Origin of the sequence: Planococcus ruber (genome assembly GCF_022819085.1) — a bacterium.
GTDB lineage: Bacteria > Bacillota > Bacilli > Bacillales_A > Planococcaceae > Planococcus > Planococcus ruber.
Genome location: NZ_JALHAG010000001.1, coordinates 954,962 through 973,797 on the forward strand (window position 1 = coordinate 954,962; position 18,836 = coordinate 973,797).

At 46.9% G+C, this 18,836-nt stretch carries 23 protein-coding genes and 1 riboswitch; of the genes, 16 read left to right on the top strand and 7 right to left on the bottom strand.

What is annotated here, in order from left to right; all coding sequences use genetic code 11:
- Window positions 1–77 precede the first annotated feature (77 nt).
- Window positions 78–611 carry a signal peptidase I gene (gene lepB / locus MTR82_RS04860; RefSeq protein ID WP_234398917.1) on the top strand — a complete coding sequence of 178 codons (534 nt, stop codon included), beginning with the start codon at window positions 78–80 and terminating at the stop codon, window positions 609–611.
- Window positions 612–658: 47 nt separating this feature from the next.
- Here the strand turns inward: lepB and MTR82_RS04865 are convergent, their stop codons facing one another.
- On the bottom strand, window positions 659–1,822 hold the full coding sequence (locus MTR82_RS04865; RefSeq protein ID WP_246808057.1) for a pyridoxal phosphate-dependent aminotransferase: 1,164 nt from the start codon (window positions 1,820–1,822) through the stop codon (window positions 659–661).
- Between the two features lie 89 nt (window positions 1,823–1,911).
- On the opposite strand from MTR82_RS04865, the gene MTR82_RS04870 reads away from it, so the two are divergent.
- On the top strand, window positions 1,912–2,697 hold the full coding sequence (locus MTR82_RS04870) for a carbon-nitrogen family hydrolase (protein ID WP_246808060.1): 786 nt from the start codon (window positions 1,912–1,914) through the stop codon (window positions 2,695–2,697).
- A gap of 52 nt (window positions 2,698–2,749) precedes the next feature.
- Here MTR82_RS04870 and MTR82_RS04875 read toward each other — a convergent pair whose 3' ends face one another.
- Both MTR82_RS04875 and MTR82_RS04880 read right to left on the bottom strand, forming a co-directional pair.
- Window positions 2,750–2,923, bottom strand: a complete 174-nt coding sequence (locus MTR82_RS04875) for a hypothetical protein (protein ID WP_246808061.1) — start codon at window positions 2,921–2,923, stop codon at window positions 2,750–2,752.
- A 206-nt stretch (window positions 2,924–3,129) separates the two neighbouring features.
- The gene (locus tag MTR82_RS04880) at window positions 3,130–3,690 is read right to left on the bottom strand and encodes a GNAT family N-acetyltransferase (RefSeq protein ID WP_246808064.1); all 561 of its coding nucleotides are present in this window, start codon (window positions 3,688–3,690) and stop codon (window positions 3,130–3,132) included.
- A 165-nt stretch (window positions 3,691–3,855) separates the two neighbouring features.
- Between MTR82_RS04880 and MTR82_RS04885 the strand changes: the two genes are divergently transcribed.
- Entirely contained in the window at window positions 3,856–4,797 is a 942-nt protein-coding gene (locus MTR82_RS04885; protein ID WP_246808065.1) for a carbohydrate kinase family protein, read from the top strand.
- Window positions 4,798–4,824: 27 nt separating this feature from the next.
- A complete protein-coding gene (locus tag MTR82_RS04890) occupies window positions 4,825–5,277 on the top strand; it encodes an OsmC family protein (RefSeq protein ID WP_052650339.1) in 453 nt (150 codons plus the stop codon).
- Between the two features lie 85 nt (window positions 5,278–5,362).
- On the opposite strand, the gene MTR82_RS04895 is transcribed toward MTR82_RS04890, so the two are convergent.
- Complete coding sequence (locus MTR82_RS04895; RefSeq protein ID WP_425023726.1) at window positions 5,363–6,046, bottom strand: oxidoreductase; 684 nt, start codon at window positions 6,044–6,046, stop codon at window positions 5,363–5,365.
- Between the two features lie 135 nt (window positions 6,047–6,181).
- Here MTR82_RS04895 and MTR82_RS04900 point away from each other — a divergent pair, with 135 nt between their 5' ends.
- Together MTR82_RS04900 and MTR82_RS04905 are read left to right on the top strand one after the other, a co-directional pair.
- Complete coding sequence (locus MTR82_RS04900) at window positions 6,182–8,290, top strand: type IA DNA topoisomerase (RefSeq protein WP_246808067.1); 2,109 nt, start codon at window positions 6,182–6,184, stop codon at window positions 8,288–8,290.
- A gap of 75 nt (window positions 8,291–8,365) precedes the next feature.
- Window positions 8,366–8,569, top strand: a complete 204-nt coding sequence (locus tag MTR82_RS04905) for a heavy-metal-associated domain-containing protein (protein WP_052654353.1) — start codon at window positions 8,366–8,368, stop codon at window positions 8,567–8,569.
- 99 nt (window positions 8,570–8,668) lie between these two features.
- On the opposite strand, the gene MTR82_RS04910 is transcribed toward MTR82_RS04905, so the two are convergent.
- Both MTR82_RS04910 and dacB read right to left on the bottom strand, forming a co-directional pair.
- Window positions 8,669–9,253, bottom strand: a complete 585-nt coding sequence (locus MTR82_RS04910; protein ID WP_246808073.1) for a protein-L-isoaspartate(D-aspartate) O-methyltransferase — start codon at window positions 9,251–9,253, stop codon at window positions 8,669–8,671.
- A gap of 106 nt (window positions 9,254–9,359) precedes the next feature.
- Window positions 9,360–10,844, bottom strand: a complete 1,485-nt coding sequence (gene dacB / locus MTR82_RS04915; RefSeq protein WP_246808074.1) for a D-alanyl-D-alanine carboxypeptidase/D-alanyl-D-alanine endopeptidase — start codon at window positions 10,842–10,844, stop codon at window positions 9,360–9,362.
- A 179-nt stretch (window positions 10,845–11,023) separates the two neighbouring features.
- Here dacB and msrA point away from each other — a divergent pair, with 179 nt between their 5' ends.
- The 10 genes from msrA to MTR82_RS04965 all read left to right on the top strand — a co-directional run bounded on the left by msrA (window position 11,024) and on the right by MTR82_RS04965 (window position 18,021).
- On the top strand, window positions 11,024–11,674 hold the full coding sequence (msrA, locus tag MTR82_RS04920) for a peptide-methionine (S)-S-oxide reductase MsrA (RefSeq protein WP_425023876.1): 651 nt from the start codon (window positions 11,024–11,026) through the stop codon (window positions 11,672–11,674).
- Window positions 11,675–11,803: 129 nt separating this feature from the next.
- Window positions 11,804–12,499 carry an MgtC/SapB family protein gene (locus MTR82_RS04925; protein ID WP_246808076.1) on the top strand — a complete coding sequence of 232 codons (696 nt, stop codon included), beginning with the start codon at window positions 11,804–11,806 and terminating at the stop codon, window positions 12,497–12,499.
- 111 nt (window positions 12,500–12,610) lie between these two features.
- Window positions 12,611–13,000 carry a GntR family transcriptional regulator gene (locus tag MTR82_RS04930; RefSeq protein WP_246808077.1) on the top strand — a complete coding sequence of 130 codons (390 nt, stop codon included), beginning with the start codon at window positions 12,611–12,613 and terminating at the stop codon, window positions 12,998–13,000.
- A complete protein-coding gene (locus MTR82_RS04935) occupies window positions 12,997–14,097 on the top strand; it encodes a DUF1648 domain-containing protein (RefSeq protein ID WP_246808078.1) in 1,101 nt (366 codons plus the stop codon). Before MTR82_RS04930 ends, MTR82_RS04935 begins: the two co-directional genes overlap by 4 nt.
- Before the next feature lie 35 nt (window positions 14,098–14,132).
- On the top strand, window positions 14,133–14,327 hold the full coding sequence (locus MTR82_RS04940; RefSeq protein ID WP_052650355.1) for a PLD nuclease N-terminal domain-containing protein: 195 nt from the start codon (window positions 14,133–14,135) through the stop codon (window positions 14,325–14,327).
- Window positions 14,324–15,208, top strand: a complete 885-nt coding sequence (locus MTR82_RS04945) for an ABC transporter ATP-binding protein (protein ID WP_246808079.1) — start codon at window positions 14,324–14,326, stop codon at window positions 15,206–15,208. The genes MTR82_RS04940 and MTR82_RS04945 overlap by 4 nt, the downstream gene beginning before the upstream one ends.
- Complete coding sequence (locus MTR82_RS04950; protein WP_052650359.1) at window positions 15,205–15,990, top strand: ABC transporter permease; 786 nt, start codon at window positions 15,205–15,207, stop codon at window positions 15,988–15,990. The genes MTR82_RS04945 and MTR82_RS04950 overlap by 4 nt, the downstream gene beginning before the upstream one ends.
- A gap of 137 nt (window positions 15,991–16,127) precedes the next feature.
- Window positions 16,128–16,514 (top strand): VOC family protein, encoded by a 387-nt coding sequence (locus MTR82_RS04955; protein WP_052650361.1) that lies wholly within the window; start codon window positions 16,128–16,130, stop codon window positions 16,512–16,514.
- Window positions 16,515–16,580: 66 nt separating this feature from the next.
- A complete protein-coding gene (locus MTR82_RS04960; RefSeq protein ID WP_246808080.1) occupies window positions 16,581–17,405 on the top strand; it encodes a metallophosphoesterase in 825 nt (274 codons plus the stop codon).
- 118 nt (window positions 17,406–17,523) lie between these two features.
- Entirely contained in the window at window positions 17,524–18,021 is a 498-nt protein-coding gene (locus MTR82_RS04965) for a GNAT family N-acetyltransferase (RefSeq protein ID WP_246808081.1), read from the top strand.
- Between the two features lie 54 nt (window positions 18,022–18,075).
- On the opposite strand, the gene MTR82_RS04970 is transcribed toward MTR82_RS04965, so the two are convergent.
- On the bottom strand, window positions 18,076–18,402 hold the full coding sequence (locus MTR82_RS04970) for a CHY zinc finger protein (protein WP_052654357.1): 327 nt from the start codon (window positions 18,400–18,402) through the stop codon (window positions 18,076–18,078).
- Between the two features lie 87 nt (window positions 18,403–18,489).
- Window positions 18,490–18,720, top strand: a riboswitch (FMN riboswitch).
- Window positions 18,721–18,836: the final 116 nt, after the last annotated feature.

An 18,836-nucleotide genomic window follows, 5' to 3' on the forward strand; every position in this document is an offset into this window, starting at 1 on the left:
AAGCCGGAAAGTTGAAGTGCATCGCGGAAACGTCTGTAGTAAGATGAAATTACCATCACTTTTGAGGAGGGATTCCAGTGGTGCCCTATTCAGTAGAGACATTGATTGCATGGATGAAAGTCATTTTTTTGACGGCGCTGATTGTTCTGGCGTCCCGCGAGTTTTTATTCGAACCGGTTTCGGTCCATGGCCATTCCATGATGCCGACATTTGAAGAAGACGACAAAGTCATTTTGACTAAAATAAGCGGAATCGAAAATTTCGATTTAATTGTCTTTCAAGCTTCTGACGACAAAAACTTGATTAAACGCGTGATTGGGCTTCCGGGAGACCGGGTAGAGATGCGCGGCGATCAATTGTATTTGAATGGTGAAGCGGTGGAAGAGCCGTATCTGGAAGAAAATCGGGAGTGGGCAAAGCAGCATGGATTCCCATTTCTGACGGCTGATTTTGGGGAGTACCTCGTGCCGACAGGCTGTTATTTTGTGCTTGGCGATAACCGGCTGAACAGTGTAGATTCGCGCACCATTGGTTTTATAATGGAAGATGCCGTGATTGGCGAAGCGAAGCTCCGAATTTCCCCGTTCAAGCATTTTGGTTTATTGAAATAATGGAAGGCCCCGGATGGATCCATCCGGGGCCTTTTAGCATCTATTGATTAAAACAGGTTCAGCTTTTCGATCCGTTGGACAGCTTCGACGATCCGGCTTTCTTCAACCAGCAAACCGACGCGGATATATCCTTCACCGCTTGCACCGAAACCGCTCCCAGCCGCTACCGAAATATCGGCGTGTGCCAATAAATGATCTGCAAATTGAACGCTAGTAAATCCATCCGGGACTGGAAGCCAGGCGAAAAAAGAACCTTTCGGCGCTGTTATTTTCCAGCCGATGCGGGTGCATTCCCGTTCCAGTACAGACCGCCTGCTTTCATAAGTCTCAAGCAGATCCCCTACACACTGCTGGTCGCCGGTAAGCGCTTCTGCTGCAGCGAGCTGAAGGGCAGGCGATTGGCCGGCGAAGAAATGGTCCTGGATAAGATTGAGCGCTTCAATGATTTTGGAATTGCCGACCGCAAAACCGATGCGCCATCCGGCCATATTATACGTTTTGGATAAGGTGTACATTTCCACTCCGACGTCTTTTGCTCCTTTGGACTGCAAAAAACTTGGAGGCTTGACGCCATCGAATCCGATTGCCGCATAGGCGAAATCGTGGACGACGGCAATCTGGTGCGCTTTTGCGAACTCTACCGTTTCATCGAAAAAAGCCCGGTCCGCGACTGCTCCGGTGGGATTGTTCGGGTAATTCAAATACATCAGCTTCGCCCGTTCGGTTACGGAATCAGGGATGGCTTTGAAGTCAGGCAAGTAGCGATTTTCAGCCGTTAACGGCATTGTTTCAAAACGTGCCTCAGCTAAAGGCACACCGGACAGATAATCGGGGTAGCCTGGATCTGGAAGCAGTATCAGCTCATCCGGATTTAAAAAGGCAAGCGGCAATTCAACCAGCCCGATTTTCGTGCCGCCAAGAATCGCGACTTCCAGGTCGGGGTCGATGTCGACATCGTATTCGCGTTTGTAGAAATCGGCCGCTGCCTGGCGCAGTTCCTGGATGCCGCGGAAAGGGGGGTACTTATGGTTTTTGGGATCTGCCACTGCTTCCTGCATAGCTTGGATAATATGGGGAGGTGTCGGCTGGTCTGGGTTTCCCTGCCCTAAATTAATGACATCGCGGCCTTCTGCAATGGCGAGGCTGGTCTGTGCTGCGAGTTTTGAAAAGAATTGCTGAGGCAATTGCTGCAGCCTCTTTGAAAATTCCATGGGCGAACCCTCCTTATTTTCTAAATAATTGCACATCTACTCCAAATCTTATAGAGTTGAAGATAAATTGTCTACTGGAGGGGAAGGATATGAAGCTTGCTTGTATTCAAATGGATATTGCTTTTGGCGATCCTGAAGCGAATTTCCAGAAAGTCGAGGGGTATCTGGAAGAAGCAGCGGCGAACGGAGCGGATACAGTTGTCTTGCCGGAAATGTGGAATACCGGCTATGCGCTTACAGAACTTGATGTGTTGGCCGATGGCGCAAAGCGGACGGAAAGGTTCCTGACGGATTTTGCCCAAAAACATGGAGTGAATATTGTCGGGGGTTCTGTTTCGACTCAAAAAGAACGAGGATTTTACAACACGATGTATGTGGCGGATAAGTCAGGAAAATTGGTCGCTGAATACGATAAAGCCCATCGCTTCGGATTGATGGATGAGCACATCCATTTAGAAGAGGGAGAGGCGCTCGGCCTTTTCTCTTTAGAAGATACAACGTGCGGCGGCGTCATTTGCTACGACATCCGTTTTCCGGAATGGATCCGGGCTCTGGCCCTCAACGGAGCGAAAGTGATCTTTGTGCCAGCAGAATGGCCGCTTGCGCGAATCGACCATTGGCGGATTTTGCTGCAAGCAAGGGCAATTGAAAACCAATGCTTTATCGTCGCGGTCAATCGTATCGGAAAAGATCCGAAAAATGAATTCGGCGGCAGTACGCTCATCATTGCCCCGTGGGGAGAAATCCGTTTGGATATGGCGATGCAGGAAGGCATTGGCTATGCTGAGATTGATTTGGCGGAAGTTGAAGAGGTCAGAAAGCGGATTCCGGTATTCGAAGACCGCCGTGTGCCTCTTTATGAAAAGTATAAATGATCAAACAAAGAGCCGCCTTGTGAAGGGGCGGCTCTTTGTCATGCATGTTCAATTAAAAAATCGCCAAGTCTTGGAAAAATGAAATCGTAAGAACGACTGGCAAAGTTCCTGTGGAAGTCAAGGTCATGATCTTTCGGTTGCTCTGCTTTCTTTCAGGCTTTAAAAATTCCTGAAGGGCAGCATACCATACGGCAATGGATAATAACGCAATCAACAAAATGGCCACATCAATGTCCTCCTTTTCCCGAATCATTAACTTTCCGGCAGCTCTTCGTTTCTGAAATACTGAGTCCTGTAAAAAGTTTAACTTTTCAATCAAATTAAATAACATTAATATAACATATATTTACTTAGAAAAAATAATTTTTCCAAATTTAGTATAATGTCGGCTTTTTCATATCGATCTTCATTTGGCAGCTTTGGTTATACCGCTTAAATGGTTTTCACCATATGGTGGAAAGGTTCGCCGATTATGGTACATGATTCTGTGATGGCAAAACCGAGGCGATGGTACAAGCGGATCGCTCCTTCTTTTTGGAGATCGACATTGAGAGCAAGTTTGCCCCCGCCATTTTCTGCGACAATCGTTTCAGCGTATTCGAATAGGCGGCTGCCGATTCCCTGTCCTTGAAAAGCGGGATCGACGGAGACGGTATCAATATACCACTCGTCCAAATGGGCTTCCGGCTCGATGGTGCGTGCGTGGCCTTCCTGCTTAAGCTGTTTAATCAAATAGCGATCTAAAGCTTCCGCTTCTTTCCCGTGATAAAGGACCAAAATCCCGGCAATCGCCTCGTCCACTTCCGCTACATAAGTGAATCGATGGCTATGCCGTGTGTGTTCACCTTCGACCATAGTTCGAAGCTTCTGTAAAATTTTTTCGGGTTCATTTTCCGCAGTCATATGATCGGCAATTTCACCGATGGCATTGACGATGAGCGGAGCAACGGCTTCGCTGTCGCCTGGTCTCGCCTGTCGAATTTGGAAATTCATAAAATCGCTCCTTTTGCTTGCTATCTGGCAGCTATGCTTGAAATAATAGAGAGGTGCATATTTGTACATGCACATCCTGTACTGGCATTTCATCCAGTATATCGGAAAAAATCTTTTTATGGGAAGCGGCTGGAAAGAGCCGCAGTTATCAGGAGGCACAGCTGCATGGAAAATACGAAGCACGTCCTCGTTTATGGGGATGCTTTTGTTGATTATATTGCACAGACGATCGAGAACAATTCTTTTAATCGGCATTTGGGGGGCGCGACCGTCAATGTAGCGGCCGGTGTCAGCCGTCTAGGGATCCCTTCGGCCTTCATCACCATTTCAGGGGACGATGAAACTTCGGTGTTTGTCCGAGAGGAATTGGAAAGGGAAGGAGTCAATTTAGCGTATTCAGTATTAATGCCCGAAAAGCGGGTCAGTGGAGTTTACGTGCATTTAACGCCCGAGTTCGACCGCATATTCGCCAAATATGAAAATGACACGCCGGATCTTCAAGTGATGAAAGCCGACTTGCAGGAAGAAGCTTTTGAAAAGGCGAGTGTCTTTCACATTTGTTCCGGTACGACGTTCCATCCGGATGCGTTGTCGACCACGTTGGAAGCGATGAACATGGCCAAAAAACATGGGGCAATTTTTTCATTCGATGTCAACATCCGTCCGCTTCGCTGGGAAAGCGAAGAACAATGCCGGGAAACGGTAAAAGGTTTTCTGCCATCTGTGGATGTGCTGAAGCTTGCTAAAGAAGAGGCCATTTTCTTGATGGAAACTGCTACATGGGAAGAAGGCATTGAACGTCTTGCTGAGTTCCAAATTCCGTTGATTTTCGTAACGGATGGCGAGAACGGAACCTATGCCGTCTTTGAAGGAGAGATTCTCCACGTTCCGGTGGTGCCGGTAAAACCGGTCGATACAACCGGAGCGGGAGATGCGTTTATGGCGGGGATTCTGCGGCATATCCATTTGAACGGCTTGCCTGCTACGCGTGAAGAAGTCATGGCATGCGCTCATTTCGGCAATAAACTCGGCGCCATTTGCACGACAAAGCCAGGCGCTTTGACTGCGTTGCCCCGGCTGGAAGAGCTAGAGAATTTTTTTGATTGAGGGATTTTAACAAAGGAGAGATGGGATATGGCGAAACACAGTTTTCATTTAACAGCGAATTGGCCAGGACTCCGAAATGATTCGGGAGAAATCGAAGCAGGAAATCTAAAAACAAAAATTTCGATTCCACCGGAGATGGATGGCCCGGGAATTGGGACAAATCCGGATGAAATGCTTCTCGGTGCAGCCGCAACTTGCTACATTATTACGTTGGCAGCTATGATGGAACGCAGCAAACTTGAAAAAGAATCCTTGACTATGGAAGCGGAGGGGATTGTGGATGTGACGAATGGCGTCTTCACCTATGAACGCATTATTCATCGCCCCCATCTCGTATTGAAGCAGGATGCTTCTGAAAAAGACGTAGCATTAGCTAACAAGCTCGCTGAAAAAGCAGAAGCCTCTTGCATGATCAGCCGGGCGCTCAAAGGCAATGTAGAAATCGAATTGCAGCCTACAATCGTTCTGGCAACTCAATGAAATTCAAAAGCCGGCAGGAAGCATTGCTTTCTGCCGGCTTTTATTGATCAGAAAGTATGGACATTGGATTTGCACTACCGCTTTCCTACTTCATTAAGCTCTGATTTCTGATTTCGTGGATCTGGTCGGAAGGATAAGTGAAAGGGCCAGCCAGATCGGTTTGGCCGATGACATACATGGCATACGCCACTCTACGGGCCCGGACCGGTTTGTATTTTTTCAGTTTGCCGACCATGAGCGGGCTGTAAATAGGGCTTAAAAGGCTGGCCAGCTTTTCGCCGAGACGGAATTCCTTGCGGTCGCCGAGCAGCAGCGAGGGCTGGAAGATATGAAGCGCCGGCAGCTGCAAGTTTTTTAAATCCCTTTCCAATTGACCTTTTGTGCGGCTGTAGAATACTTTGGACTCAGCGTTTGCGCCAAGTGCAGAGACGATGAGAAAATTATTTACGCGATGCTGTTTGGCGAGTTCCGCCAATTTCATCGGATATTCATAATCGACTTTTCGAAAGGCTTCCTGCGAGCCGGCCTTTTTTATGGTGGTTCCTAGGCAGCAATACACATCATTTACATTCAGGTGTTCTTCATAATTTCCGAGGCGATTGAAATCGACCAGGACTTGTTCAAGCTTCGGATGCTGGACATCTATATATTTTCGGACCAGAATTTTTACGGATTCATAGTTAGAGCTTTCAAGCAGAAAATGCAACAACTCATGCCCTACCAGGCCACTGGCGCCGGCAATCAATGCGGACTTATTCTCCAAACTCATCGACTCCTTCAAGCTTTTTTATATTGTACAGCTATTTTCATAAAAACAATAGGTGGAGCATCAGCTTTTGCTTTGTTTATTTACTTGAAGGAGTACAATAAGAATAAAGAACAACGAAGTGAAAGGACGAAATAGATGAAACCAGTTATCGTAGCCGAAAAGCCGAGCCAGGCAAAAGCCTATGCTGAAGCGTTTAAGACGACAAAACGTGATGGCTATATGGAAGTGGCGCCCGATCCGATTTTTCCGGAAGGGGCTTACATCACTTGGGGAATTGGCCATCTGGTGGAGTTGAAAGAGCCGAAAGCCTATGATCCGAAATGGAATAGATGGTCTCTTGCTGCCTTGCCGATTTTGCCTGAGCGCTATCAATTTCAAATAGCGAGAGGCAAAGCCCAGCAATTCGGAGTGATCAAAAAGCTGATCCAGCAAACGGATACCGTTATCAACGCCTGTGACGTGGACCGGGAAGGCTCGAATATTTTCTACAGCATTTATTACCATACCGGCGCGAAAGGAAAGACGATCCGCCGTCTATGGATCAATTCGCTTGAAGTCGATGAAGTGCGGAAAGGATTCCAGCAACTCCGGGACAACCGGCAGGATCTTTTGCTGTACCAGGAAGCGAAGGCCCGGCAGATCAGCGACTGGCTGGTCGGCATGAACGGCTCCCGCCTGTATTCGCTCTTGCTCCAGGAAAAAGGCATCCGCGAGGTGTTCGCAATCGGCCGGGTGCAAACGCCGACCGTGTTCCTCATTTACCAGCGCGAAAAAGAAATCGAAGCGTTTGTGCCGGAACCTTTCTATGAAATTGAAGGGATCTTCAAAGCGGAAAAAGGAAAGTATAAAGGGAAAGCAAAGATTAAAGCAAAAGAGCGGCAGGAAGCGGAAGCCCTGCTGTTGAAGCATCAAATTGGCGGAACGGAAGACGGGGTTGTAAAGCAGCTGAAAACCACGGAAAAACGGATTCAGCCGCCGCTTTTGCATTCTTTGTCCACCTTGCAGGCAGCAGCGAACCGGAAATGGAAATACAGCCCTGCTAAAGTATTGTCGGTTATGCAAGGCTTATATGAAAAGAAATTGGTCAGCTATCCGCGCACGGATGCCCAGCACATCACGCCTGCTGAATTCAGTTATTTGGCGAATCAAGTGGAAGCGTACCAAAAGCTGATCGGTGCAGAATTTCCTGTAGCTTCGCGGACGCCGAAAAAGCGCTTTGTCGACAGTGCAAAAGTACAGGAACACTATGCCATCATCCCGACAAAATCGATTCCGACCGCAAGGAAACTGGAAGGGCTCGCCAAAGACGAGCGCAATTTATACGAAGAAGTGCTGCGGACTTCGCTTGCGATGTTCCACCGTGATTACCGCTATGCAGAAACGAAAGTGACGACCGATGTTAAAGGCCTCGATTTCTTTACAAAGGGAAAAACCGATTTGGAGCAAGGCTGGAAAGAGCTGTTTCCGCCGGCGAAAGAAGCAAAAGCGGAGCCGTCCTTGCCGGAACTTCGGGAGCAGGAGCCGGTAAAAGCGAAAGTGGATATTAAAGAAGGCATGACAACACCGCCTAAGCCCTATACAGAAGGGCAATTGATCGCCATGATGAAAACGTGCGGGAAACTGGTAGAAGATGCAGAAGACACCGAAATCCTGAAAGAAATCGAAGGGCTTGGAACAGAAGCGACGCGAAGCGGCATCATCGAGACCATCAAGCGGCATGAATACATTCAAGTGAAAAAGAATATCGTCTCCATTACCGACAAAGGGCGCATCCTGTGCCAATCGATCGAAGGGAATCTGCTTTCAAGCCCTTCGATGACCGCAAAATGGGAAACGTATTTAAAGAAAATCGGCAAAGGGGAAGGCTCTGCCGAGGTGTTTTTAGCAACCATCGCGAAGTTTATCCAGAAATTGCTGGATGAAGTGCCGAGCCAAATGAAAACGAATGGCTTGCCGGAAAAAATGCCGGCTTTGGAAGGCAAAGACGAAATTGCGATTTGCCCAAGATGCAAAAAAGGAAAAATTGTTTTTCGAAGAGGATCCTTTAATTGTACGGAATACGACAATGGCTGCAAACAATCATTTCCTGCCATTTTCGCGAAGAAACGGCTGACGGCCAAACAGATTGAGTATTTGTGCACGAAAGGAAAAACCCCTGTCATCAAAGGGTTTGTTTCAAAAAATGGCAAGAAATTCAGTGCGCGATTGGTGCTGGAAGAAGGCAAATTGAAAATGGAATTTTAAGTAGTTTTGCCAAATCAGAATTTCGGGTAAAGAAAAGAAAGGCATTACGCGAAAGGATGATGGATATTGGCAACGATGACTATCTACGTAAAAGAAGCGACAGCAGAAAATCCGATTCAAGCACTTGAATCGGTGTTGATGAATATGGAAGAAATCGAAAGAGCGCTCGTTGATACCGAAGAAGGCGAAGTGAAAATCACTTACGATGAAATGCAGGTTGGAGAAGACCAGATTGTAAAAAGAATCCAGCTTGAAGGTTTTCAGGTAAAAGAAGATTAATCACCTAATAATCTCATTTTCTGATTTGCAAAAACGGAGATGGATATGAAAAAGGCTGTGCCTGCCGTTTCCCCGGGAAACAGCAGATACAGCCTTTTCTTATTCATATTTTCCTATTAGCGGAACGAACCGAACGTAATTTAAAGTGGTGGTGGTCAATTTTCCTTTGTCGTTCTTTTCAATAAGCTTTAATTTCTGGACCAGGGTGCTGCCGATTGGGATCACCATTTTTCCGCCAGGCCCCAATTGATCGACTAATTCTTTCGGCAGTTCAGAAACGGCAGCGGTGACCATGATCCGGTCAAAAGGCGCTTTTTCTTTCCAGCCCATACTGCCATCATCCAGTTTGAAATGGATGTTCTGAAAACCGGCTTTTTGGAGCCGTTCTTTTGCGCGTGTGTGCAATTCTTTAATCCGTTCGACCGTATAAACCGTTTTTGAAAACTCGGCAAGCAGCGCCGTCTGGAATCCGGATCCGGTTCCGATTTCAAGAACGGAAGAATCTTTTTGAAGATCCAGGACCAGTGTCATTTCCAGCACAAGTGAAGGCTGTGAGATGGTCTGCTCGTATCCAATAGGGACCGCTTCGTCCAAATGGGCCGCTTCTTTATGAATATCCATAAAGAAGCTTCTGTCCAATTCACGGAAATAAGATTGAATCTCTTCTTTGCGGCTTTTTTCCATAGCACTCACTCACTTTCCAAAAGGGGAGTTCAATCCAGAAAAACGAATAGCAGCAATATACTTTCTATTCTTATTTTAATGAAAAGCAGTGGAATTTTCTAATAGGCTACTTGGTTTTCTTTGAATTGGCGATTGTTGAAGCCAGTCGGTCAATGACCGGCACGGTGCTGGATTTCGTATTTTGGGTCAGGATCGAGTAAGTCAGCCATTCTCCGTCTTTTGTTTTAACGTAGCCTGAAAGGGCGCTGACGTTATTCAAACTGCCGGTTTTGGCAATGACATTGCCTTTGGCTGCACCTGTCGTCAACCGCTGGCGCAATGTTCCGCCAACAAACCGTTCTTTCGCTCCGGCGACCGGAAGGCCATTCAAGTAACTCTTATACCAAGGTTCAGACCGGACATGGATCAGCAATTTGCTTAATTCTTTTGAAGTGGTTTTATTGGCATGAGACATGCCAGAAGCATCTTCGAATTTCCATTTGCTCATATCCAATCCAATGGAAGCGCCGTAGTCGCGCATTACTTTCAGGCCTGAATCCCAGCTACCGTCTCCGTAAACCTGTTTGCCCATTTCTTTTGCCAAGACTTCGGCGTGGGTATTATTGCTGAGTTTTAAAAACGGAACCATCAGTTGCTTCAAGGGCATTGAGTTTTTGGTCAATAAAACACGTGCATTCGCTGGCGTTTTGCCTGAAACCGTTTTAGAAGTGGCAACAAAACGAATTCCTTTTTCCGAAAGCGATTTCTTGAAGACGTCTAGTGCATAAGCGGTCGGATTGGAAACGGCGATCCACTCTTTCGTGCCGTCATTGCCAATCGGGGCATTGCCGGTAATGATGACTTTTTTGGTACCGTATTGGCGTTCGATCTTTAACGTGTTGCGGGAACCTTTCGCGACCGTTTTGGACTTGTTGATGATTTGAACCACGTTTGTGGCAGGAGTCAAAGTGACCTTCGCCGGTTTTCCTTGGCTGGAGGCTTTTGCATGCACGATGACGGATCCGGTATCGTAATCTGTATTCGGCGCTAAGCTCAAGGCGGAAATTTGAGCAGCGTAGTAATAGGATTCGTCTTCTTTTGAAATTCCTGGAGACAAGCGGTCAGCATCGTACCAAGTATCGTCGCCGATCAAATGGCCGGATAGGCGCTGGACTCCGCGTTTCGATAATATAGAAGCAAAGGCATCAAAATCTTTTTTCAGCAAGGTGGGATCGCCTTGTCCCCGTAAGTAAAGGTTGCCGTATAATGTGCCTTTGGCGACAGAACCGTTCGTCAGCACTTGTGTCGTGAAGCGATGGTTTTCACCGAGCGTCTCGAGAGCGGCAGCAGCCGTCAATGTTTTCAATGTGGAAGCGGGTGTGACCAATTGGTTCGAATTCTTTTCAAATACGACTTCACCCGTTGTCGCATTCTGGACCGTGACGCTATGGGTAACCCCTTTTAATCGGCTGTCATTCAAAACAGATGCGGCAGAACTTTGAAGAGATGAATACGGGGAAGCGGCATCAGCGGACGGCGCTGTAAATGCGGCGCCGCTAAAGAACATGGTAAAAGCGACCATTCCCACCATCATTTTCTGTTTAATTTTCATATTTTCCTCCTGAATTTTTTTAAATTTATTCCATTTTATCATGAAATTATCAGATAATACTGTAATTATTAAAATCTTTTTTGTAAAATACATCCAAACTTTTCAATTCGACAGCATTATGTTCTAATGAAAGCAATTAAGGAGGTAGAGAAATGGCCGAAGAATTAACAATTCGACTTATGGAACAAGGATTGGCGGCAACGGCAGAAAAGATGGAAACGGCTACCTTTGGAATGGGCTGCTTTTGGGGGCCGGAAGCCCGCTTTGGAAGCCTTCCTGGAGTCATCCGGACGCGTGTAGGATTTTCTGGCGGAACTTCTTTGAACCCAAGCTATCGGGAAATGGGCGACCACACTGAAACGGTGGAAGTCGACTTTGACCCGGCAATTCTCACTTACGAAGAGATCCTTCTGCACTTTTGGCAGAACCACTATCCAAACCGTGATCAATACAAAGGACGGCAATATATTTCCCTCATTCGCTTTCACAACACAGAGCAAGAACAAACAATCGAAAAAGTGAAGCGGCAAATGGAGCAGGAAATAGGCGAGGCAATTGAAACCGATATTGCTCCTTTCACCGATTTCACATTGGCCGAAGAACGGCACCAGAAATATTATTTGAAGCGCTATCCGAAAGCGGTGGTGCAGTTAGCGCCTTTGTATCCGGATAATGGACTGCTGGTCGATTCAACGTTTGCTGCCCGTTTGAACGGTTTTGTCAAAGGGTTCGGGAATCGCCAAAATCTCAAATCGGAGATTGCGGGCTGGAACATCGCTCCCGAATATCAGGAAATCCTGATCAATAAACTGATGGCCATGAAATGGTAAAGAAAAAACGCTTGAAATCCATTCAAGCGCTTTTTTTCAGCCCTTTTATTCGCCTGAACGCGATGTTATCCGGGTTTTGCGGGTAAACAAAAAGAAAGGAGTTAGAATGACAAGCCGAGGAGGAGGAAAATGGACTTTCTGCCCCATGACTATGCCGTAATTGCTGGGCGGCTGCTGCTGTCGGCTTTTTTGAGCGGAATAATTGGCGTAGAACGGGAATCCAAACAACAGCCGGCGGGGTTGCGGACCCATCTGCTCGTTGGAACCGGTTCCTGTCTGATGATGATTTTGTCCGTAACGGGCTTTGACCTTTTTATCCAGAACGATGATGAGAACATCCGCTACGATCCTTCCCGCATTCCTTCCTATGTCATCAGCGGCATCGGTTTTTTAGGAGCCGGCACCATTATTGTCCAGCGGGGATCTGTCAGAGGTTTGACAACGGCCGCTTCTATCTGGGTGGCGGCTGGTGTTGGGTTGGTTACAGGGATTGGCATGTATTACGTAGCGCTATTGGCAACCCTCATCGTATTGATCACCTTGTACGTTCTTGAGAAGCTGGAGAAAAAATATTTTTCGTTTCATCGGCAAAAAGAAATGCTGGTCATAGCGGAAGACCGGGAGAACTCGTTTAAACAAATCAGCGAGTCCTTTGAAGAAAATGGACTTTCCATTCTGGATTTTCAAATTGAATCGCTTGAAGCCTACAGCGACAGAAAAGTTTCAAGCTACACCCTTATCTTTAGCGAAGGGCAGCTAAAAAAAGAAATGGAAGTAATAAAAGCCTTGCAGCGCTTGGATTTTGTCTACCATATAAAAATTTAAGAAAGCTGTGAATGAAAAATTCACAGCTTTTTTGTATTGATTTATTTTATATGCTGTTCTATTATTTATATAACAACTGTTCTATGTGATATAGAACAAAGAGGTGAGAAAATGTTTATTGAAATCGAACCGGACTCTGCTGTCCCCATTTATCTTCAATTGGCCCAGCAAATCATGGAAGGCATTGCCAGGGGAGAATTGGCACCTGAAACACCGCTGCCTTCTGTAAGGGCTTTTGCAGCGGACTTAGGTATGAACATGCATACCGTGAATAAGGCTTATCATTATTTGGAAGAGAAAAAAATGATTGAAATCGTTCCAAAAAAAGGGGTTTTTATACACGCAAATGCGATTCGTTCAGCCAGTACTGAAGAGAAGGCCCGTATGGAAGAGGAACTTCGGCCAATTTTGGCAGAAGCCCTATGCCTTCAATTGAACAGGGAAGAGCTGGCTGGGATGGTCGAGAAGATGGTGAGGGAGATAAGGGAGGGATCTGAATGACAATAGGTTTGATGGTTTTCATTATGGTATTGCTTGCAGCAGTTCAAGCGTTCATGCCTTATTTGGTCAAGGCTACGGAGGTTTTTGGCATTTACGTTCCGGAGCCTCATTATCGGCAGGAATTTCTCGTTCGGCTAAAAAAGAATTATAGCCGCTTAGTGCTGGCAGGTGGGCTTACGTCCGTTCTTTTCTACGCATTAGCGGTGAATCTCTTGCATATTCCAGAAGGCCAGGGCGTCATTTGGGGAGTAGGGCTGCAATTAGGGATCGTCGCATTCAGTATGGCTCTTTATTTTAAAAACCATTTAACGGTGAAAAAAGAAAAGCAGCAGCAAGGATGGGTGCTTGGAAAAAAGGAAAAAGTTATCGTGGATCTCCAGTTCCGCAATGACCTTGAAATGGTCTCAGGCATCGCTTTCCTGCTGCCCATGCTGATCACTGTCGGATTGATCGCTTTGACGTTAACTCTCTACAGTCAATTGCCGGACAAGATACCGGTCCATTGGGGGGCGGATGGCCAAGCGGACCGTTTTTCCGAGAAAACCATTTTCTCCAGCATTTCGATGCCGGTGATTCTGCTCATTATGCAAGTGCTCTTTTATTTTATGAACCAAGCGAGAAAAACAAGCGGCTCAAAAATCAGCGCGACGCAAAAAGCCCAATCCCGCAAAAGGGAGTTGGCTTCGCGGAAGTACGGAAGCTGGCTCCTATTCGTCACGTCGATATCTGTGACGCTGTTGCTTGGGAGCCTGCAGCTTTCCTTGATCTATCCGGAACTTGGCGGAGCGCTTTGGGTCATGGCGATGACGATCGGATTCGCGATCCTGGTTTTGGCCGGTACGGCTCTTTATACGGTCAAAATCGCCCAGTTCGCTTCAAGTCCTGCAGCTGGCCAAAGCGAATCCGGCATTATCGATGCAGACAACGATCGGCATTGGAAAGCGGGCATCTTTTACGTCAATAAGGAAGATCCGTCAATCATGGTGGAAAAGCGGTTCGGCATCGGCTGGACGGTCAACTTAGGAAACCCAAAAAGCTGGGTGATGGTGTTCTTGCCGCTAGCGGCTATTTTGCTCATTGCTTTTTTGGTCAAATAAATAAAGCTTAGCCATAGAAGAAGGAGGGAGAAATTATGGATCAATCAACGATTGTACTCTTGCTTTTGCCGATATTGTTCATTCAACTTGGTTTAATGATTTTTGCACTGGTAGATTTGATTAAGAATCCGAATCCAAACGGACCAAAATGGATGTGGGCCGTTCTTATCGTTGTTGTGAACATCATCGGCCCTATTTTGTACTTAGTGATCGGGAGGCGGAACTATTGACGATTTTAGAAGTCCGGAATTTGACGAAAAGATACGGCGAGCAAGTGGCTGTCAAAGATCTCTCTTTTGCTTTGGAAGAAGGGACAGCGACGGCATTGATCGGCCCGAACGGCGCAGGGAAAACCACCACGTTGTCCATGTTAGCCGGACTGCTCCGGGCAACAAGCGGCTCAATCAACTGGCATCGGGAATCGGGTGTGGGGTTCTTGCCCCAGCATCCTCATTTCTTTCCGTGGATGACGGCACTGGAATTTATGGAAATGGCAGCGAAACTGAGTGGCGTGCATTCAAAAAATGCTTTGTCCCAATCGAAGAAAACATTGGAATTTGTCGGTTTGGGGTCGGTTCAAAACAAAAAGACCGGTACTTTTTCCGGAGGGATGAAACAGCGGCTTGGATTAGCCCAGGCGATTGTGCATGAACCGAAGCTCTTATTGCTGGATGAGCCGGTCTCCGCTCTTGATCCCACCGGCCGAAGAGAAATCATGGATTTATTGAAATCTTTGCAGCCGCATACGACGGTTCTCTACTCGACACATATTTTGAACGATGCGGAACAAATGACCGATCAATTGCTTTTTATGCAGCACGGAAAGCTGGTTGAGCATGGATCTCTGGGAGAAGTGAAGGAGCGATACGCGGAACCGCGCATTCGGATCCGTTTTCAAACAGCCAGGCAAGCTGCCGCATTTGCCGGGCAGGTATCTTGGCCGGCAGATCTGGATGGATCGGCCGTGGAACTGGCTATTGAAGAAGAAGGCGATACAGCTATGAAAAAAGTACTGGCCAAGCTCGCTGACACTTCTGAAGGCGTAATCGGTGTAGAGCAGAAGACAGCCACATTGGAAGAAATCTTTATAAAGGTGGCGGGCGGCAAATGAATCAATTTGGTGTTTTATTCCGTAAAGAATGGCGAGAAAACCTCCGCAATTATAAGATTTTCTGGATACCGATCGTTTTCATCCTTTTTGGGATTCTTGAACCCGTCACGAATTACTTTTTGCCTCAGCTATTGGATTCCCTAGGCAACTTGCCGGAAGGAGCAGTCATTGAATTGCCGGTGCCACAGCCTGAAGAAATTTTGCAGGCGGTCCTTGGCCAGTATCAGCTGATCGGCATGGCAATTTTGATCCTAGCCTATATGGGTTCGATAGCAGGCGAAAGAAAGAGCGGGACGGCCACCTTGCTTTATGTGAGACCGCTGTCCTTCCGGGATTATTTCCTGAGCAAATGGCTGATGGCGGGCATCACTGGCGTAATGAGCGTTTGGCTGGGGCTGCTGGCTGCCTATTACTATATTTTTCTCCTGTTTGAGCAAGTGGAGATCATTTCTTTTCTGCAGTTTGCGGGAACGTATAGTGTCTGGATTTTGTTGGTGATAACAATTGTACTTGCAGCAAGTGCTGCGATGCCGAATGCGGGAATGGCTGCTGCTGTTTCATTGGCTCTCGTTTTCTTCATGCAAATCGCAGACAGCCTGCTGGGGGCTTACTGGACATTTTCGCCGATGAAAATTCCGGCCTACGCAGCGCAATGGCTGTATGGAAAGCCGGACATGAGCGATTACTGGTGGACGCTTGCCCTAGCTATTGCCTTCATCCTAGCATTGCTCTTTTTCGGAATCTGGATGGCTAAAAGGAAAGCTTCGACTGCCAAAGTTTGACAGTTCGGGCCGCAGCAGCATGCTGCGGTTTTTTCATGTTCGTTAAGATTCCCAATAAGAGGAGCCGGCAGCCGGTCTTTTCAAATTCGAAATCCGCCATGACTATCTGTTACTATGGAAAAAAGGGGCGAAGAACGATGCTTCATCATGTAGAAATCAATGTGTCCAATTTAACGGAAGCGCGGGAATTTTATGAAGCGTTTTTGCCGGACTTGGGATACGAGCTGTATCAGCAATGGCCGGAAGGGGTCAGCTATAAAATGGGCAGGACATATGTGGTATTTGTCCAAACAGAAGAAGCGTTTTTGCCGAAAGGTTATCACCGGAAAGCGACCGGTTTAAACCATTTGGCGTTTCATGCGGATTCGCGGGGCCATGTAGATGCATTAACGGAAAAAGCCAGGGAAAGGGGCTTCCGCATTTTGTATGAAGACCGGCATCCGTTTGCTGGCGGACCGGACTACTATGCAGTATTTATAGAAGCGCCGGACCGGATGAAGTTCGAGATCGTGGCGCCCGAATGAAAAAGGGAAATGATTGATGCGAAACGGAACCCGGCCATTCGGCCAATTGTGAATAGAGGTTAGAGTATGAAAAAATTAGGTGCTTTATTAGTTGTGCTGCTCCTTTTATGGGGCTTTATTTGGGTTAATAATCATTGGATTCAAACAACGGAATTCACGATTGAATCGGAGAAGCTGCCGGAAGCTTTTGACGGCAAAAAAATTGTTCAGATTTCCGATTTGCATGATGCGAAATTTGGAGAAGGACAGTCTTCGTTAATCGAAAAAGTGGAGGCTGCAGAGCCCGATGCCATTTTCCTGACGGGCGATTTGATCGACAGCAATCGCTATGATTTGGAGAGCAGTTTAACGCTGGTCGATGCATTGGTGGAAATGAGCGAAGTCTATTATGTTCTCGGAAACCATGAAGTGGCTGTGAACAAAATTGACGAAATTACGGAAGCGCTGGAACAAAGAGGCGTCCACGTCTTGATGAACAAATCGATGGACTGGGAAATAGAAGGCGAATCGGTCCAGATTGCCGGAATCAATGACCCGTTGATGGATGTGCAGCAAACCGAGCAGGATTTCACCTATCATGCATTGGCAGAAGCGGGAATCGATGAACGTTTTACTCTGCTATTGGCCCACCGTCCGGAAATGTTCAGCGTCTACGCAGACGAAGAAATCGACTTAGTATTTGCAGGCCATGCGCATGGCGGGCAGATCCGCTTTCCAGGTCTTGGAGGCCTTTTTGCGCCGAGCCAAGGATGGTTTCCAACTATGACCGAAGGCCTTTTTGAAGAGGGCCCAACGCGTCTCGTATTGAGCCGCGGCTTAGGCAATAGCGGTTTTCCGGTGAGATTTTTCAACTTGCCGGAAATCATTGTGGTCACGTTGGAAAAAGCCTAGTGCTTTCTTCAAATTTGCCGGATTTTCAAACTTTACATTCCTGAAAACTCAATAAAATAAAAGCGTGCTATAATCGGAGTGAAAATGGAATTCCATGAGCAGCAAGGAGGCGTTGATTATGATTAAAAAGAAAGAAGTATCGCTTCATCCTTACTCATCAAAAGTGGCTGTCACTTACGATTTGCCATCCGATCAGCTTGAATTTACCGGCCTCCCCCAAGACATCATCGAGCGGGATGCGAAAAATCCGTTAAAGCATTTGATTATCATTAAAGCGCGTGATGAAGTGGCTGGATTTTTCGAGCTGGATGAATCCGATGACCGGAAAAAATACTCCAACAATCCTCGGGCGTTATTGCTTCGCGGGTATTCAGTGAATCCCAAGTTTCAGGGCCGCGGAATCGCGACAGGTTCCATTTATGCCCTTCCGGAATTCATCAGAAAAGAATATCCGCAATTTGATGAAATTGTGCTAGGGGTGAATGCACGGAATCTTGCGGCGCAGCATGTGTACGAGAAAGCCGGATTTGAAGATACCGGCCGGCGCCTGATGCGCTCAAAAGGAGAACAAATCGTCATGTGCCTTAGAGTCGAACGCGCTACTGAAAGTGCTTGAAAATAAATGGAAGGGCCGTCTGCTGAGAAAAACGACTCAGCGGACAGCCCTTTTTTATGCAGCAAAATACAGATGCTTGTGCAAACTGCAGCCCGGATTGAAAGCGGAATGGCACGACGGACATTCAGAACGGCACTCCAAATACTCCGCAATGCTCAATTGATGGCCGCAGCTCCCGCAGAGAACTGCTTTCTCATGGAAAAGTCCGGACGGCCATACTTGATGCCGGCCGCACCCGACGGCTTGATGGCATTCAAAGCACGGATAGTAAATTCCGCAGCAGTAAAATTTAATCGCAATGCGGTCCACTTCAGAATGGTAATGCCGGCAGCGGGTTTCAGGGTCTACGTCCAATCCTTTTACAGTCATTTCGTGTGCCATCCTTTTCACCCCTTTTTTTAAAATCCATTCGATATCATCGGAATCTTCTCTTAAGTATGTTACCCTTATAATGACAAATAATCGAATCAAATTCTTCGGGGCAAGGTGAAATTCCTTACCGGCGGTGAGCAGGAAACTGTAAGTCCGTGACCCGATCTTTAAGCAAATGAAAGTTTCAGGCATCCCCGCCTGGACTTTTGCATCGTCCGGTTCCGGCATTCGCCGGTTCCGGACAGGCACATTTGCTGGCAGTAAAGAGCGGTGGAGCTGGTGAAAATCCGGCACCGACAGTGAAAGTCTGGATGGGAGAAGAATTTGAAGGCTTATTTTGTTATGCTCTTTTTTCTAAATAGCTTCTTTTTTCATTTCGCAGCCAAGAAATGAAGCTTATTTGGCGTACCCTTTTAGCGGTGCCCATCAAAAAAGTGCATTTT

What these genes read in the sequence shown, in the direction of transcription:
- MTR82_RS04935 (WP_246808078.1), top strand. Translation starts at nt 12,997, where the DNA reads ATGACAATAGGTTTGATGGTTTTCATTATGGTATTGCTTGCAGCAGTT.
- MTR82_RS04965 (WP_246808081.1), top strand. Translation starts at nt 17,524, where the DNA reads ATGATTAAAAAGAAAGAAGTATCGCTTCATCCTTACTCATCAAAAGTG.
- dacB (WP_246808074.1), bottom strand. Translation starts at nt 10,844, where the DNA reads ATGAAAATTAAACAGAAAATGATGGTGGGAATGGTCGCTTTTACCATG.
- MTR82_RS04910 (WP_246808073.1), bottom strand. Translation starts at nt 9,253, where the DNA reads ATGGAAAAAAGCCGCAAAGAAGAGATTCAATCTTATTTCCGTGAATTG.
- MTR82_RS04960 (WP_246808080.1), top strand. Translation starts at nt 16,581, where the DNA reads ATGAAAAAATTAGGTGCTTTATTAGTTGTGCTGCTCCTTTTATGGGGC.
- MTR82_RS04925 (WP_246808076.1), top strand. Translation starts at nt 11,804, where the DNA reads ATGGACTTTCTGCCCCATGACTATGCCGTAATTGCTGGGCGGCTGCTG.
- MTR82_RS04885 (WP_246808065.1), top strand. Translation starts at nt 3,856, where the DNA reads ATGGAAAATACGAAGCACGTCCTCGTTTATGGGGATGCTTTTGTTGAT.
- MTR82_RS04865 (WP_246808057.1), bottom strand. Translation starts at nt 1,822, where the DNA reads ATGGAATTTTCAAAGAGGCTGCAGCAATTGCCTCAGCAATTCTTTTCA.
- MTR82_RS04950 (WP_052650359.1), top strand. Translation starts at nt 15,205, where the DNA reads ATGAATCAATTTGGTGTTTTATTCCGTAAAGAATGGCGAGAAAACCTC.
- MTR82_RS04970 (WP_052654357.1), bottom strand. Translation starts at nt 18,402, where the DNA reads ATGGCACACGAAATGACTGTAAAAGGATTGGACGTAGACCCTGAAACC.
- msrA (WP_425023876.1), top strand. Translation starts at nt 11,024, where the DNA reads ATGGAACAAGGATTGGCGGCAACGGCAGAAAAGATGGAAACGGCTACC.
- MTR82_RS04900 (WP_246808067.1), top strand. Translation starts at nt 6,182, where the DNA reads ATGAAACCAGTTATCGTAGCCGAAAAGCCGAGCCAGGCAAAAGCCTAT.
- MTR82_RS04880 (WP_246808064.1), bottom strand. Translation starts at nt 3,690, where the DNA reads ATGAATTTCCAAATTCGACAGGCGAGACCAGGCGACAGCGAAGCCGTT.
- MTR82_RS04955 (WP_052650361.1), top strand. Translation starts at nt 16,128, where the DNA reads ATGCTTCATCATGTAGAAATCAATGTGTCCAATTTAACGGAAGCGCGG.
- MTR82_RS04895 (WP_425023726.1), bottom strand. Translation starts at nt 6,046, where the DNA reads ATGAGTTTGGAGAATAAGTCCGCATTGATTGCCGGCGCCAGTGGCCTG.
- MTR82_RS04890 (WP_052650339.1), top strand. Translation starts at nt 4,825, where the DNA reads ATGGCGAAACACAGTTTTCATTTAACAGCGAATTGGCCAGGACTCCGA.
- MTR82_RS04940 (WP_052650355.1), top strand. Translation starts at nt 14,133, where the DNA reads ATGGATCAATCAACGATTGTACTCTTGCTTTTGCCGATATTGTTCATT.
- MTR82_RS04870 (WP_246808060.1), top strand. Translation starts at nt 1,912, where the DNA reads ATGAAGCTTGCTTGTATTCAAATGGATATTGCTTTTGGCGATCCTGAA.
- MTR82_RS04905 (WP_052654353.1), top strand. Translation starts at nt 8,366, where the DNA reads ATGACTATCTACGTAAAAGAAGCGACAGCAGAAAATCCGATTCAAGCA.
- MTR82_RS04930 (WP_246808077.1), top strand. Translation starts at nt 12,611, where the DNA reads ATGTTTATTGAAATCGAACCGGACTCTGCTGTCCCCATTTATCTTCAA.